This window comes from Trichocoleus sp. FACHB-46, from assembly GCF_014695385.1.
Classification (GTDB): Bacteria; Cyanobacteriota; Cyanobacteriia; order FACHB-46; family FACHB-46; genus Trichocoleus.
In genome coordinates this window covers 1-14,736 of record NZ_JACJOD010000052.1, presented here as the reverse complement: position 1 = coordinate 14,736, position 14,736 = coordinate 1, and the positions used below count along the sequence as shown (strand labels likewise).

Genomic DNA, 14,736 nt, shown 5'->3' with positions numbered 1-14,736 from the left:
AAAAGTTTTTACGGCACAGCCAGCTTCTCTACTCTGCGGTTGCAGCATGCTCTATGACTCTAACGACAGCATCTGGATGAGAAACCATCACTACATGCGATGCGCCATTCACGACAATCGTTTCCTTCGAGTTGGCACGCTTTGCCATGAAAGAGAGGGCTGCCTCCGGAATATTTAAGTCGCGATCGCCATAAATGAACCAGGACGGGGTGGACTTCCAAGCAGGGGCACCAGAGGCTTCGTTAAAAGCAGCTTCCTTAATGGGTCTTTGGGTGCTAGCCATCAGCTGTGCCGCTGCGACAGGTACATCCGCAGCAAACTGGGCGTGGAACTTTTCTTGCTGGATATAAAGATCTTGACCCCCATCAGGTATTGCAACAGGTGGCGCGAGCGCTGGCCCAAGGGTGCTGCCAGGATAACGTCCCGAGAGTTCGACGGCAGTCTCACCTGCATCTGGAGCGAAAGCCGCAACATAGACGAGTGCCTTCACGTTATCGTTGTCATTGACCGCGTTGGTGATCACCGCACCTCCGTAGGAGTGTCCGACTAACACCGTAGGCCCCTCAATGCTCTTGAGGACGCTGGCAACATAGTTCGCGTCGCTTTTCACTCCCCGCAGAGGGTTGGCTACGGCAACTGTCGGGTAACCCTTCTCGTGCAGTTGGGTCAATACGCCATTCCAACTAGAAGACTCTGCGAACGCACCATGAACAAGAACGATAGTGGGTTTGATGTCTTGTGCGTTTGTAGTGTTCATGACAGTTCCTAGCGAAGTGATTAGAGTGGTTCCTAAAAAGAGTGCGGCGATCGAAAACAAGCGGGTACTGCTTCTAAGAGCGGACATGTTCACGTCTTGGTCTCCTTTGTGTTCATGACTCGACGGTTACTTCGTTGTTCTCATTCTTCAACAGACATTCCCTTTAGACCACGCAAGATCCTTGAGTTAAGCTGCAACTTATCGTGAAGCGTGCTATTCTTCAGCCCCACCCCGCCAGAACGGTCTACTGGCATTCCTTATTTTTCAAACGGTCGATGGCTTGAGAACACACGCTTCGATCAGTCTCAGCACCTCCATCTCCGTGTTGTGGCTCGCGAACTCCAGCGCCAGCTCCTTTGCTCGCTCACGATATACAGGGTTGTCGAGAACTTCTCTCGCCGCTGCACGTAAGTCCTCTGCCGTTGCCTGATTGGTTCTCAGGTCGATTCCGACGCCCGCCCACTGCACATGTGCCGATACCTCTCCTTTGTCTTCCGTCATCCCTGCCGAGACTATCGGAATCCCATGGGCGATCGCCAGATTTACCGTGCCATATCCTCCGTTTGTGAGCAGCAGATCTACGTTCGGCAGAATCAATTCGTAAGGCAGAAATGACGCGACATGTGCATTTGCCGGAATCTCGGTAAGAATCGACTCGATCGGTTGTCCTCCCGTGGTTGCCAGAACGATCACATCCTCTTCCTTGGCCAGTCCAGTCAACGCTGGACCAATGAGTTGCTCGAGGTTTCGGTTCGCGAGCGTTCCCTGAGTCACAAGAACCAGGCGCTTTGTCCGATCGAGTTCATGCCACCACGTTGGCAGCGCTGGCTGTCCTGGGGGCATCGGTAGAAGACCGATATAGTGCACAGGCGACGAGGAGGACGAATCATCCGAATACTGGAAACTCTCGATTCCCGGTTGCAGATAAAGATCAGGCAGCACAGACATGCTCTCTAGGGGGGAACATGGTAGCGGACCGTAGCCAAGTTCGGCTAGGGCCTTATCTACTCCAGCCTTGGCTGGCTTATGAAACACACGCTCTCGTCTCTCACGTTCTGCAAGCTGCTCTTTTTCCGACATGCCCGGTTGTGGTGGACTGTTCTTCGCACTGAACAGATTCAGCACGCTTATGCCCAGATGCACAATTGCGGGACGTTCCTCGCGTGCTCCCAGAAGCATCGGCAGCGTACCGAAGAACATCGCATCTGCCAGAATGACATCCGCAGGAAAGTCTTGCAGAGCTTGATTGAGTCCTGCTGTCTGCCCGCCGATCTTTTTCGCAAAGAAATATTCGAGGTCGAAAGCTGACAGCTCCAAGCCTGGATTCTTCGCCTGCCTCAGCTCCAAGTAGCGAGGCATCGCATCGGTGAAACTGTTGGTTGCCGGAGGCTCCGGAGTAAACGGCACTCCTGCTGCCTCCACCACCGACCTCAACTCAGGTGCCGTCTGTACAACTACCTCGTAATTGTGTTTTATCAGAATGTTGGCGACTGCTAGCAGTGGATTCAAATGGCCTGGGGCGGCTGTTGATGCAATTAATACTTTCATTGGAAATCCTTTAGTGTGGTTCGGCCACATCTTCAAGTGTTTGCTTTACTCATGGATTCTTACAAGACGGGTTTCCGGATTTGGGCCTAAATACCACCCTATTTGTTTTCTTGGTAGTGTGATTGGTCGCCAAGGTAGTTAACCCAGCTTTCAATCATGTCTTCATTCTTCAACAGACATTTCATTTAGCCCATGCAAGTTCCTGCAGTTAAGCTGCAACTTATGGTGAAGTGTGGTAGTTTTGCAGACTTTTAACCTCGTATTGACATATATCCGTAACGGATATAGTATGAGGTATGGATAAAAAGAATACAACCAATAAACCCCTTACTCCAGCAGTGTTTCATATCCTTCTCGCGCTCTCCACACAAGAGCGCCATGGCTATGAAATCATGAAGCAGGTCGAGTTGGATTCGCAGAGCAAGGTAAAGATGGGACCTGGAACGCTCTACGGCTCGATTGGTCGCATGATTGAGGCGGGATTGATATGTGAGAGTGACAAAAAGATAGACCCAAAAATGGACGACGAGCGGCGGATCTATTACCAAATCACCGGGCTCGGTAAAAAAGCACTCGCTGCGGAATTGGAGCGATACCACGACCTTCTGATGGTTGCTCAACAAAAACGGATCTTTCCGAATACTTTTGCGTAGGACATATGAACGAACGCTTAATACGACGATACCGGAACTGGTATGCAAAACCGCTTCGTCTTTACTCGAAGCCTTACTATGAGCGCTTCGGTGAGGGAATGAAGCAAGCTTTCACCGATCTCCTCCGAGAGCGTGCAGAGGAAGGACGAGGATTATTTGGTTATGCTCTTTGGCTGTTCATCGAAACATCTGCCGGAATTATACGAGAGAACATAACATCTATCGTTAGGCAAAACAAAAACATTATTTACCTTGCACTCGGGACAGCATTCATATTGCTGATGCCTTTGATAGCGATGCTGTTTACCAATCAAGTAGTTTGGGATCTGACCGATTTCATTGTTGCTGGTACCCTCATCTTTGGTACGGGTCTCGCCTATGAACTGGTAGCGAGGAAGGGGGGCACGATGGCATACCGAGTAGCCGTTGGCATCGCACTCGCAGCAGCGTTCCTCCTCGTCTGGATGAACCTTGCCGTTGGTATCATCGGGTCTGAGGACAACCCCATTAACCTGATGTATTTCGGAGTGGTCACCATTGGCATCCTCGGTGCCACCATTGCGCGTTTACGGCCACGGGGAATGGCACGTACGTTGTTTGCAACAGCACTCGCTCAGGCATTGGTTCCCGCGATCGCACTGATGATCAAGAAACCCCAGGTGACATCGGTAGAAGCATCCATGGGTGTGTTGGGTGTATTAGGTCTGAATGCGTTTTTCGTCATGATGTTTATTGGATCTGCTTTGCTGTTTCGGCGCTCCAGAATCAGGCTATGAACTGGAGCTGATTCTATGTAATGCCCTAGGTGTATTTCAGTCCCCAGCCATTTCCAGGTAGCGATAATGAATCCAACCAGGACGAGCAGAAAGCTTTACCCATTCGCCAGAACACTCGGTTACTCTGACGTTGACATCATGTTGGTAAGGGATGACACCAATTCTTCGATCATTAAAATCAGGGCCAGAGCGGATGACGACTCCATCTGGGGCAGTGACCAACACTGTGCAAACAGGTTTAATACCTGGTCTTAGCCGACATAGTTGTTCGACTGGGCTTTGATCTTGAGTAGCTACGGCTGGCGCAGTAGAGCCGACTACAATTAGTGTTAAAAAGGCTAAGGCAGCCAGTTGTTTGTTGAATTTAAGCATGATTTTCCTTAGTTTGGATGAGCAGCTTGCCAGTCTGAGATGAACTCTTTTGCAAGGATGCGAGAAACTGAGCGATCGCCACGGAGACTGGCATCAAGATGGAGAACATGTGTCAGGTTCAAGACGAAAAACTTGAACACACTCGAAAAAGTCCACGGCCCTTTTGACGTAACTAGCTAGGTTCCTCTGAGACTTTAACGACCAGTTTTCCCTTCTTGTTGCCATTGAAAAGTTTTAGGATTGCTTTCGGTGCATTTCCCAAACCCTCGACAACCTCCAGAGCATATTTAATTTTCCCCTGATTAAGCCATTGTCCAAGGTCGCTTATTGCTTCAGACCATCGAGGAATATAATCGAGGATAATAAACCCCTGCACACGAACACGCTTCATCAGAAGGTGGCTGTAGTTATAAGGGCCGGGAACAGGCTCTGTTGCATTGTAAGCTGAGATTAAACCGCATAGAGGAATACGTGCGTGCAGATTAATTTTGGTCAGCACAGCATCAAGAATAGAACCACCAACATTATCGAAATAAACATCAATCCCATCGGGACAGGCTTGAGCGATCGCGCTTTCCAAGTCAACGGTTTTATAGTTGATCGCTGCATCAAACCCAAGTTCTTCAACCAGCCAGCGGCATTTCTCATCAGAGCCAGTTATACCCACCACACGACAACCTTTGATCTTGGCAATTTGTCCAACAATGGAACCAACTGCTCCCGCCGCTGCTGACACAACCACAGTTTCTCCAACTTTTGGCTGTCCAATATCCAAAAGTCCAAAGTAAGCCGTGCAACCCGTAAATCCCAGGGGTCCCACAAATGTGGTGAGCGGACAGGGCAAAGGGGCAGGTAGTCGCATGAGAGAAAAGCCACTGTTTCCTTCAGCGATCGCATAATCTTGCCAACCCAGCAGACCCGAAACCAAATCTCCCTGTTTAAAGTTTTGATTCTTAGATTCTTCAACCACGCCGATAATAGCGCCGCGCATGACTTCCCCGATTTCAACGGGAGGCATATACTGCTCCATGTCACTCATCCAAATGCGATTGGTAGGGTCTAGCGAAAGATAGATGGTCCGTACCAAGATCTCACCTTCCTGAGGGCTGGGGATTGGTTCTTCCCGATACTCAAAATCGCTTTCCTTGATGTCACCAACAGGACGAGATGTCAAGCGTAACTGCCGATTTATCCCTGTTCTCATAGCTTTATCCTTGAGTAGTCCTATTCATAAGTACTTGCATAGCTTCACCTGTTTTTTTCAAAAACGGTAGCTCAACATTTGGAAGTACAACCCCTTCACTTTTCAATGAATGTCATAGATTAAATTCAATGCGAACGAAGGCACTGGCTCAACGTTTACCTCGTTGTTCTCATTCTTCATCAGACATTCCATTTAGCCCACGCAACTTCCTTGAGTTAAAGCTGCAACTTATCGTCAAGCGTGGTATTCTCCAGGAGAAAAGAAAAGACCGTGATTTAGTGGTTTGCAATTCGCACAACAAGGATGCAGCCCCTTATAAAAGTAAAAAAGACTCGCTTTGCCCTTTAATCTGGCAATTTGCTTATGGATGCCAATGCCAAGAAATCCAAGCGCAGTGGGGTTGCCTCTACACGAGTCAGAGGAGTCACTTTGTCGCCTCATGGATGGCAACGATTTCAAGCGGCAAAACAGCAGGCAGAATCGGAGGAAACCTGGGGGAAGCGGTTCACACAGGAAGATCTCAACGAACGCACAGGACTATCTCTCAATACCCTAGCCCGAATCCTTAATCGCGAGCTTGGTGTCGATCGGCAGTCGCTAGAGATCCTTTTTCAGGCATTTGGGCTGGAACTCACAAAGGCTGATTATACACCCCCTGTCGCCGCCTCTAAAACGTTAGAGTCGCAGCGGGAAGATCCGCAACAAGACTGGGATAACGCGGTCGATGCCTCAGTGTTTTATGGCCGTGAAACCGAATTGGCGCAACTGTGGCAGTGGGTAGTAGCTGAACGCTGCCGCGTAGTTGGGCTACTCGGGCTCGGTGGGATTGGCAAAAGCACGATCGCCGTCAAAGCAGCGCTACAGATGCAGTCTGACTTTGAGGTTGTGGTATGGCGATCGCTTGCCAATGCACCCTCATTCGACGATCTCCTCACCAGCCTGTTGAAATTTCTGATGCCGCTTCAAGGCGACGATCCCATCATCCCTACAACGGTAGGCGGAAAGTTGTCGAAGGTGATGGAATATTTGCGATCGCAACGGTGCCTGCTGATTTTAGATAATGCTGAAACCATTTTGCACAGTGAGCAGGTAGGTCAGTGGCAATCGGGGTATGAAGCTTACGGGCAATTTTTAAGAACAGTGGGAGAAACACCCCATCAAAGCTGTTGCTTGCTGACTAGTCGCGAAAAGCCACGGGAAATCGCCCTGTTGGAGGGCGAGCAGAGCGTAGTGCGATCGCTTTCTCTCAGTGGACTCACGCCCGATGATGGACGCGCCATTTTTCAGCAAAAAGGAGCGTTTACAAGTTCACAAGCCGAGTGGCAAACCCTAGTTAATCACTATGGCGGCAATCCTCTGGCACTGAAGTTGGTCGCCTCTGCCACACAAGACTTGTTCGGCGGCAGCGTCGCAGAGGTTCTAAGCTATCTTGAGCAGGGCGTTTTTGTCTTTGAAGACATCCGCGATTTGCTCGCTCGCCAGTTCAATCGTCTATCGATAGAGGAACAGAAAATTCTCTACTGGTTCGCTATTCACCGAGAACCGGTAGCGATCGCAGAGATTCGTGAAAACGTGATTGGTGCAGCTTTACAACAAACCGTTCCCCAACAAGTAAATTCGCTGCTCCGGCGGTCGCTACTCGAAAAAACAGATGGATTATTTTTCTTGCAGCCCGTTGTGCTGGAATATGTCACAGAACGGTTGATACAACAGGTCTGTACAGAATTTACAACCCGACAGCTTGATGTATGGCAAAGTCATTCATTGATTCGAGTACAGGCGAAAGACTATATCCTCAAGATGCAATTACGATTCATCGTACAGCCTGTAATAGAATGGCTTTTATCGTCTTATCGAAATGTTTCAGAAGTTGAAGATAGAGCAAGGCTACTTCTGGCACAACAGCGACAACAGCCAGAATATGGGGCAGGATATGCGGCAGGGAATTTGATCAATCTGCTGGTGCAACTTAAAGTAGATTTGCAGGGTTCCGACTTTTCTGAACTCGTGGTGCGGCAAGCCGACCTGCGGCAGATTAATTTGGTAGGGGTCAATTTTCAAAATTCTGATTTAGCAACATCCCTGTTTTCAGAGACCTTGGGGGTGCCAACATCGGTTGATATTAGCCCCGATGGTCAAGTTTTTGCCGTAGGCGATATCAACGGTTTTGTGTATTTGTGGGACGTTGCATCTCATCAACTCATTGCAACATTTGAAGGACATCGCGGTGGAGTTTGGGCTGTTGCATTTAGTCCCGATGGCACGACACTGGCGAGTGGCGGTAATGATGCGACGGTACGGTTGTGGAATGTGCAAAGTGGCCAGTGTTTGTGGGTTTCGACTGGGCATACGAGTCGAATTTGGTCTTTAAGCTTTAGCGCTAATCGTCAATGGTTAGCCAGTGGTAGTGATGATCAAACCGCAAGAGTGTGGAATTTACAGGGTGACTGCTTGCACGTTTTGAAAGGACACACCAAAAACGTTTATTCCGTTCACTTCTCACCCAACCATCCAATTTTAGCCAGTGGCAGTAAGGATACCTCGATTCGGATTTGGGATGTTGAGACTGGAAAATGCCTAAATGTGTTGCAAGGGCATTCTTCCGGTATTCGCTGCGTGCGCTACAGCCCGGATGGTCAACGATTGGCAAGTGGCGGTCTCGATGGCTGCATTCAACTATGGATTCATCCGCCTAATTCTAAAACTCATTCATTTAGTCCTGAATTATCGCTGCGGGGGCATACCAATTGGGTTCGAAACATTGTATTTAGTCCAGAGAGTGACACTTTAGTCAGCAGCAGTGATGATGGCACCCTTCGGCTTTGGAATGTCCAAGACGGATACTGTACGAATATTTTGGGCGAACAGACGGTATCTGCTCTGGCGCTTGCCATCAGTACCGATGGTCAGGTCTTGATCAGCGCCAACCAGGATCGAACCGTGCGGCTGTGGCAGATGCCGAGTGGGCAAAGCGTCAAAACATTAAGCGGTTATACCTATGGAGAACACGCCTTAATTTTTAGTCCTGTCACAGTTACAGCAGCTCAGAATCAAAGTGATTCTGCCTCAGCGGGAACTGGATCGCCAAATCGACTACTTGCCAGTAGTAGTAGTCAAACGGGAACGATTCACTTATGGCAATGGCAGGTTGATAGAGAACTACTAAGTTCGCCTCCCTATAAAACCCTATACAGAGAAAACAGCCTAATTTCAAATTTGAGCTTTAGCCTGGATGGTCAAACCATCGCTACCAACGGGGAAGATGGCTCCATTTTTGTATGGGATGTACAAACAGGACGGGGCGATCGCTGGATTGCTCATGATGCTCCTGTGTTAGCGGTGCTGTTTAACCCCGTTGGGCAAACCCTAGCAAGCAGCAGCCGTGACCGAACAGTGCGTCTGTGGGATGTGCAAACTCACCAATGCTTACACGTGCTACAGGGTCATCAGAGCAGCATGCGGGCGATCGCTTTTGATCCCCAAGGTCAAACGCTGGCAAGTGGTAGCTATGACCAGACGATTCGGCTATGGAACGCGCAGACCGGAGAGTGCCTACGGGTACTAGAAGGACACAAGGGCGGGGTTTACGCGCTAGCCTTTCATCCAACCGAGCCGATTCTAGCAAGCGGCAGCTTTGACCAAACGATTCGATTGTGGGATGTACAAACTGGAGCCTGTCTAAGGACATTACAAGGGCATACCAGCATCGCGTTTACCATTGCTATTAGCCCTGATGGTCAAACTGTTGCCAGTGGCAGTGATGACCAAACTGTTCGCCTCTGGAATCTGAAGACGGGGGAATGCCTTCATGTGCTGGGTGGGCAAGCCAGTTGGATTGCATCGGTTGTCTTCAGCCCCGACGGTCAAATTCTATTAAGTGGGAGCTTCGATCGCACCATAAAACTGTGGGATGTCGCTACAGGACGCTGTATCAAAACGGTGAAAGGCGATCGCCTTTATGAGGGCATGAATATTCAAGGCGCAACGGGGTTGACGACGGCTCAAAAAACAACATTGAAAGCATTAGGAGCAATTTCGCGCTAGGCATTACCGTTCTTACAATATCTTGCAGAAAAGCGATCGCCTTAACTCAGCGATTACCTAGCGGATCTTAAGTGGTGCAATCTGGAGAAGTTTTGCAAATTGAGCTCATGTCGCAACAGCTTACGCCATAGGCTATTTAGGAGAAAAGCCGTGAACGAAACAGTCTCTTGTTTTATTGAAGATGATGGCTCAACTCTGCCTGTAGCGCCTTTTCCACCAAACGCTTGGTGAGTTGTTTGAGCAACCCTTGCTCTCCGAGAACGGCTTCGGGTCCGGAGTAATCTTACAGCAGTTCATCGAGCAGCTGGTCCACTTTGGCGGCAGAAGGATTCGATTCTTTCATGGGCGGTCTCCTGTCATTGGATGTTATTTTGACCGCTTACACAAAAAACTGTACAGTCTCGTAATAGTCAATCTCAACCGATTCTTGATTTCATCATCTAAAAGCAAGAAGCTGTTTACCTCTGCCAGTAATTTGCCTGGAGATTCTTGTCGACGGCGATCGCAATAAATGGCTGTTGAGAAGTTTTTCAGACAACTTTTGCTAAGCCTTCTGTGATCAAGCTGTTAGACCCAAGATAACAATGCCACCTAGCATTCCAGTGGGCCACCTAAAATAGCCAAAGCGGCTGTGATGGCTGCGACTCCACTGAGTCTAGCCGTGGATATCACAATCACCAAAATATTCCTGGCAACCCTAACGCTGCAATTTTTTAATCGCTTCATCTATTTTTCTGAAACCTCGCGTTGTAGATTAAGCAAAAACTAGCTCAGAATCTTCTCCGTCCTTATTCGCCCGCATGCAAATTAATACTGGAGTATTGAAATGCAAGTTTCAGATTGCTGTTTAGGTTTCGATTTCTGCTTCTTGATGAGGTGCACTTGAACACTTGAGGTCTCATCCATTTTTCTTCAAACCTAACTTCCCCTTCTCTTGAGTTGACTTGTACAATGGTCAGATTGCGGTCACTTCAGTTCTAGGTTCTCCGACTTATGCGAGAGCGATTGCTCATTGATTGGCGTACTCAAAACAGCTCGGAGCGTGGTGGCAAAAGATGAGCTTACGAACCATTACTGCAACTAGATATGTCACGCCACTGCGCGAAGGGGGATCTCTACCAGCCATTGTAGAAGCCGATGATGATGGCATGTATGTGCTGAAGTTTCGAGGGGCAGGCCAAGGCGCGAAAGCACTGATTGCAGAGTTGGTGGCAGGGGAGATTGCTCGAGCCTTAGGGCTGCCTGTTCCTGAGATTGTCTGGGTTCACCTCGATGCTGAACTTGCTCGCACTGAGCCTGATCCAGAAATCCAAGACTTGATTCGAGCTAGTGTCGGGCTGAATCTGGCGCTCGATTACCTACCCGGTTCTGTGACATTTGACCCCATTGCAACGAAACTCGATGCTGACCTCGCCTCTTTAATCGTCTGGTTTGATGCTTATGTGACGAACATCGATCGCACAGCACGGAACACGAATATGCTGATGTGGCATCGACGACTATGGTTGATCGATCACGGTGCAGCTCTCTACTTCCATCACACCTGGAGCAACTACCTAGAACGGAGCCGCACTCCTTTTGCGGCCATCAAGGATCACGTGCTACTCCATAGTGCTAGCACTATGCGAGAGGTGGATGCGAAAATAACGGAACGGCTGACACTCAGCATCATTGAGTCCATCGTGCAGCTGATTCCGGATGCTTGGCTAGGGGAAGACACTCCATTTAGTGGACCCCAGCAACATCGAGCAGCCTATATCGAGTACCTGATAAGACGGTTGGAAGCACCACGTATTTTTTTGGAGGAAGCCGTTCGTGCCCAATCTCTTAGCGTATGATTACGCCATCATCCGCGTCGTTCCCAGAGTGGAGCGCGAAGAGTTTGTCAATGTGGGGGTGGTCGTTTCCTGCGCCAGCCGCAAGTTCCTCGAAGCGCACATTGAGCTCGACGAGCAACGACTCATAGCACTCGATCGCAACCTGGATGTTGAAATCATTCGAGATTATCTCGCTGCTGTTGCCCTCATTTGTGTGGGCGGTGAACCCGCTGGACCCATTGGTCGGTTGCCTCAACGCGATCGCTTCCACTGGATTGTGGCTCCTCGGAGCACGGTAATCCAGACATCGCGAGTGCATACAGGTCTTTGCTCCAGCCTACCCCATGTGATCGAACATCTCCTCGACACCATGGTGCGTCCGTGCAAGCAAAACAAAACGACTGTAACCCACACGGCTTAGTGCTACTGGCACCTTTTCTCAAGGTAAATAATTGTGATTCCTGGGAAGAATGAACCTGAGATGAAGCGGTACCCGTATGCTGATTGCTTTCCTAGCAAGAATCACTGCAATTCCCAAGAGAGCTTTCCCTTTACTTCAGGTTCTGCCACTCATCCTAGGTCTGAGTACATCAGCTGTTAGCATTCTGCTGTAGCAGGCTTTGGTTCAGCAAGAACAAGCTCAGATTCAGCACGCGCTGAGCGTTGAGGCAGGAAATCTAGAACTGGAAATTACGGAAAAGATTAAGCCTCAAGTGCAAGCACTGATGCGGATGGCTGAGCGGTCGGGACGGCATGGCAAACCTTCCCAAGCAGAGTGGGAGTTTAATGCAGCGCTCAATGTCCGAGACTTTAGGAGCTATCAGGCGATTGCCTGGGTTGATCCTGCTCACCGCGTTCGCTGGCTGGTCCCGCTACAAGGCAATGAAGCCGCGCTAAATCTGGAACTGGACTTTGAGCAACGACGCAAAGCTGGGCTGAATGCGGCTTATCAAGCAGCGCAGGGTTGCTGTGAGCCATACTATTGACCTGGTACAAGGAGGGAAGGGCTTTCAAGTCTATGTTCCTATTTTTAGAGAGCAACAGTTTGATGGTTTTATTGTCGCAACTTACCGAACTCAAGAACTGATTAATAGCATCTTGTCAGAGAAGGATGCTCATGGCTATGTGGTTGCCATTTTTGATGGAAAAGACCAGATCTACACCCATGATGATGTAGGCGAGGGCAATCGAGGTAAATGGCACCAAGAGAGTACTGTCGAACTGTATGGGTTGAACTGGCGAGTTCAGGTTTATCCGACAGCGCTCCTGTCCAATCGAATGAGATCGCCCCTGTCCACCATCACCTTAATCGGCAGTTTAGCTGTATCTTGGCTCTTGGCCTTGGCTGCGCATCTAACTTGTCGAGCTAGACTAATAGCCCAGAACGTCAGTGCTATTAACACCGTGTTGAAGCAGGAAGTTGGGAAACGCCAACGGATTGAAGTGGCGCTCCAAGAAGAACAAGACTTCTTGCAGGTCTTACTCAACACGATTGAAGCTGGCATCGTAGCTTGTGACGTGGCAGGAACACTAACGTTGTTCAATCGAGCGGCGAGAGAGTGGCACGGATTAGCAGAGCAACCACTTCCGCCTGAGCAATGGGCACAGCACTATAGCCTTTACCATTGGGACGGCAAAACCCGGATGCGGAAGGAAAAGATTCCGCTGTTTCGAGCCTGGCAGGGAGAGCTCGTCCGCAATGTAGAGATGAAGATTGAGCCACAGCAAGGCCAAACCCGGATGGTCTTGAGCAGTGGCAAGCCATTACCAATGCTCAAGGAGATCAGTTAGGGGCTGTGGTGGTGATGCATGACATCACGGGTTGCAAGCAAAGTGAGATCGAATTGCAAGAGAGTGAGGCAGCCATTCGAGCCCTCTATGAGATTACTGCTGCCCATCAACTGAGTCTTGCAGAGCGATGCCAGCGTTTGTTGGCAATGGGGTGTCAGCATTTCCAGCTTGATTTCGGTTTTCTGGCACACATTCAAGGCGATCGCTATGAAGTCGTCAGTGTTCAAACTCCGGATAATTCAATTCAGCCAGGCGATCGCTTTGATCTTCGGCAAGCTTACTGCCTAGAAACTTTCAAATCTAGCGTTCCAGGTTGCTTGATCCACACCTACATTCCAGGGCCGATTCCAGAAAAGCCCTTGGTGGTTGAATATCTCACACCCGGTTGTTCTTCGATGCTAGGGATGACTGTCCCGATCGCGAGAAATCCGCCTGCTGAGAGGATGATGGCGCAAGATCAAGCGATCGCCTCTCCCGATGTTTTTGCTGATCCCCTGCTTCAGGCTGCCGCACCCATTTGTCGCCAAATTCAGTTGAAGTCGATGCTCGCTGTTCGGACTTCCTATCAGGGGCAGGCAAATGGAGCTGCTGGGTTACACCAGTGCGATCGCTTTCGCGAATGGACTCCTGATGAGGTAGAACTCCTGGAAGCTGTGGCGGCCCAAGTGGGAATTGCCCTAGCTCAGGCTCATTTGTTAGACCAAGAAACTCACCAGCGAGAGGAGCTAGCCATCAAAGGAGAAGAGCTGACGCTGAAAAACTTTGCTTTGGAGCAAGCAAAACGAGCAGCTGAAGCGGCGACTCAGGCCAAAAGTGAGTTCTTGGCAACGATGAGTCACGAAATTCGCACGCCACTCAATGGTGTGATTGGCATGACGAGTCTGTTGCTCAACACGCCTCTCTCTTCTCAGCAGCACGAATTTGCCCAAATCATCCGCAGCAGTGGGGAAGCACTCCTCACCCTGATTAACGACATCAGGACTTACGCAAAAGCAGCTCTAAACTGAAGCAATGAGCTTTACCAAACTCGACTACTGCCAGTATCTACTGAGCAGTCCCATCAACTACACGGTCACGAATTTAGCTGACCATCTGGAGGGGGTTAGCCATGACCGCATCAATCGCTATCTACGTGGCGAGAAATTGACCCCTCGTTTGTTATGGGAGAATGTCAAACCTCTGCTGCAACCCTCTGCCAACGCTTATCTTTTATTCGACGATACTGTTCTCGATAAGCGGCATTCAACCTTAATTGAGCTAACACGGCGGCAGTACAGTGGCAACGAGCAGATGCCTTCGGCAACGCTTCGCGAACGTGTGCTTCGGGGCATTGGGCTGGTGAGTTGCGTGTACGTCAATGGCGAAACCGGCCACTTCTGGGTGATCGATTACCGCCTATATGACCCAGGTGAAGATGGGCAGAGCAAGCTAGACCACGTTGGTCAAATGCTCAAAGGGGTGGTTTACAGCAAGCATCTACCGTTCAGTACCGTTTTGATGGACAGTTGGTATGCCACTCAGAAGCTGATGAGCCAGATTGACCAGTTCCAGAAATCCTATTACTGCCCGCTCAAGAGCAATCGGCGCATAGACGATAGTGGCGGGAGGGCGCCGTATGTGCGAGTTGATGAACTCGTTTGGCGTGAGCAAGAGTTGCAACAAGGCAAGCTCATCAAGATGCGGGGCTTTCCTAAAGACAAGAAGGTGAAACTGTTCCGAGTCACTGTTTCTACCAACAGGACGGAGTTTGTCGCCACCAACGACTTATCTCAAG

At 49.6% G+C, this 14,736-nt stretch carries 13 protein-coding genes and 1 pseudogene; 9 read left to right on the top strand and 5 right to left on the bottom strand.

The features are described from left to right. Positions 1–28: 28 nt before the first annotated feature. On the bottom strand, positions 29–757 hold the full coding sequence (locus tag H6F72_RS25400; RefSeq protein WP_242017131.1) for an alpha/beta fold hydrolase: 729 nt from the start codon (positions 755–757) through the stop codon (positions 29–31). Positions 758–1,021: 264 nt separating this feature from the next. Beyond that, positions 1,022–2,305 (bottom strand): glycosyltransferase, encoded by a 1,284-nt coding sequence (locus H6F72_RS25395; protein ID WP_190442151.1) that lies wholly within the window; start codon positions 2,303–2,305, stop codon positions 1,022–1,024. A 296-nt stretch (positions 2,306–2,601) separates the two neighbouring features. On the opposite strand from H6F72_RS25395, the gene H6F72_RS25390 reads away from it, so the two are divergent. After that, positions 2,602–2,958 carry a PadR family transcriptional regulator gene (locus H6F72_RS25390; RefSeq protein WP_190442148.1) on the top strand — a complete coding sequence of 119 codons (357 nt, stop codon included), beginning with the start codon at positions 2,602–2,604 and terminating at the stop codon, positions 2,956–2,958. Positions 2,959–2,963: 5 nt separating this feature from the next. After that, positions 2,964–3,734 (top strand): hypothetical protein, encoded by a 771-nt coding sequence (locus tag H6F72_RS25385; protein WP_190442147.1) that lies wholly within the window; start codon positions 2,964–2,966, stop codon positions 3,732–3,734. A gap of 36 nt (positions 3,735–3,770) precedes the next feature. Here the strand turns inward: H6F72_RS25385 and H6F72_RS25380 are convergent, their stop codons facing one another. Continuing rightward, positions 3,771–4,106 (bottom strand): SH3 domain-containing protein, encoded by a 336-nt coding sequence (locus H6F72_RS25380; protein ID WP_190442145.1) that lies wholly within the window; start codon positions 4,104–4,106, stop codon positions 3,771–3,773. 172 nt (positions 4,107–4,278) lie between these two features. After that, entirely contained in the window at positions 4,279–5,310 is a 1,032-nt protein-coding gene (locus tag H6F72_RS25375) for an NADP-dependent oxidoreductase (RefSeq protein ID WP_190442143.1), read from the bottom strand. A 363-nt stretch (positions 5,311–5,673) separates the two neighbouring features. On the opposite strand from H6F72_RS25375, the gene H6F72_RS25370 reads away from it, so the two are divergent. Then, positions 5,674–9,354 (top strand): NB-ARC domain-containing protein, encoded by a 3,681-nt coding sequence (locus tag H6F72_RS25370; protein ID WP_190442141.1) that lies wholly within the window; start codon positions 5,674–5,676, stop codon positions 9,352–9,354. Positions 9,355–9,532: 178 nt separating this feature from the next. Here the strand turns inward: H6F72_RS25370 and H6F72_RS30485 are convergent. Then, a pseudogene (locus H6F72_RS30485) lies at positions 9,533–9,697 on the bottom strand (IS256 family transposase); the annotation flags it as partial. A gap of 712 nt (positions 9,698–10,409) precedes the next feature. On the opposite strand from H6F72_RS30485, the gene H6F72_RS25365 reads away from it, so the two are divergent. From H6F72_RS25365 to H6F72_RS25340, 6 genes are all read left to right on the top strand, one after another. Then, on the top strand, positions 10,410–11,192 hold the full coding sequence (locus H6F72_RS25365) for a HipA family kinase (protein WP_190442139.1): 783 nt from the start codon (positions 10,410–10,412) through the stop codon (positions 11,190–11,192). Continuing rightward, positions 11,170–11,592, top strand: a complete 423-nt coding sequence (locus H6F72_RS25360; protein ID WP_190442136.1) for a DUF3037 domain-containing protein — start codon at positions 11,170–11,172, stop codon at positions 11,590–11,592. Before H6F72_RS25365 ends, H6F72_RS25360 begins: the two co-directional genes overlap by 23 nt. Positions 11,593–11,791: 199 nt before the next feature. Further along, positions 11,792–12,157, top strand: coding sequence for a hypothetical protein (locus tag H6F72_RS25355; RefSeq protein WP_190442134.1), 366 nt, complete (start codon positions 11,792–11,794; stop codon positions 12,155–12,157). Next, positions 12,141–12,962 carry a CHASE domain-containing protein gene (locus tag H6F72_RS25350; RefSeq protein ID WP_190442132.1) on the top strand — a complete coding sequence of 274 codons (822 nt, stop codon included), beginning with the start codon at positions 12,141–12,143 and terminating at the stop codon, positions 12,960–12,962. Before H6F72_RS25355 ends, H6F72_RS25350 begins: the two co-directional genes overlap by 17 nt. Before the next feature lie 14 nt (positions 12,963–12,976). Then, positions 12,977–13,969, top strand: a complete 993-nt coding sequence (locus tag H6F72_RS25345; protein ID WP_190442197.1) for a GAF domain-containing protein — start codon at positions 12,977–12,979, stop codon at positions 13,967–13,969. A 4-nt stretch (positions 13,970–13,973) separates the two neighbouring features. Continuing rightward, the coding region (locus H6F72_RS25340; RefSeq protein ID WP_190442129.1) for a transposase at positions 13,974–14,736 on the top strand (763 nt) is incomplete at its 3' end.

Excerpts from the sequence above, each read along its gene's own strand:
- H6F72_RS25400 (WP_242017131.1), bottom strand. The coding sequence starts at position 757 with ATGAACACTACAAACGCACAAGACATCAAACCCACTATCGTTCTTGTT.
- H6F72_RS25395 (WP_190442151.1), bottom strand. The coding sequence starts at position 2,305 with ATGAAAGTATTAATTGCATCAACAGCCGCCCCAGGCCATTTGAATCCA.
- H6F72_RS25390 (WP_190442148.1), top strand. The coding sequence starts at position 2,602 with ATGGATAAAAAGAATACAACCAATAAACCCCTTACTCCAGCAGTGTTT.
- H6F72_RS25385 (WP_190442147.1), top strand. The coding sequence starts at position 2,964 with ATGAACGAACGCTTAATACGACGATACCGGAACTGGTATGCAAAACCG.
- H6F72_RS25380 (WP_190442145.1), bottom strand. The coding sequence starts at position 4,106 with ATGCTTAAATTCAACAAACAACTGGCTGCCTTAGCCTTTTTAACACTA.
- H6F72_RS25375 (WP_190442143.1), bottom strand. The coding sequence starts at position 5,310 with ATGAGAACAGGGATAAATCGGCAGTTACGCTTGACATCTCGTCCTGTT.
- H6F72_RS25370 (WP_190442141.1), top strand. The coding sequence starts at position 5,674 with ATGGATGCCAATGCCAAGAAATCCAAGCGCAGTGGGGTTGCCTCTACA.
- H6F72_RS25365 (WP_190442139.1), top strand. The coding sequence starts at position 10,410 with ATGAGCTTACGAACCATTACTGCAACTAGATATGTCACGCCACTGCGC.
- H6F72_RS25345 (WP_190442197.1), top strand. The coding sequence starts at position 12,977 with ATGCATGACATCACGGGTTGCAAGCAAAGTGAGATCGAATTGCAAGAG.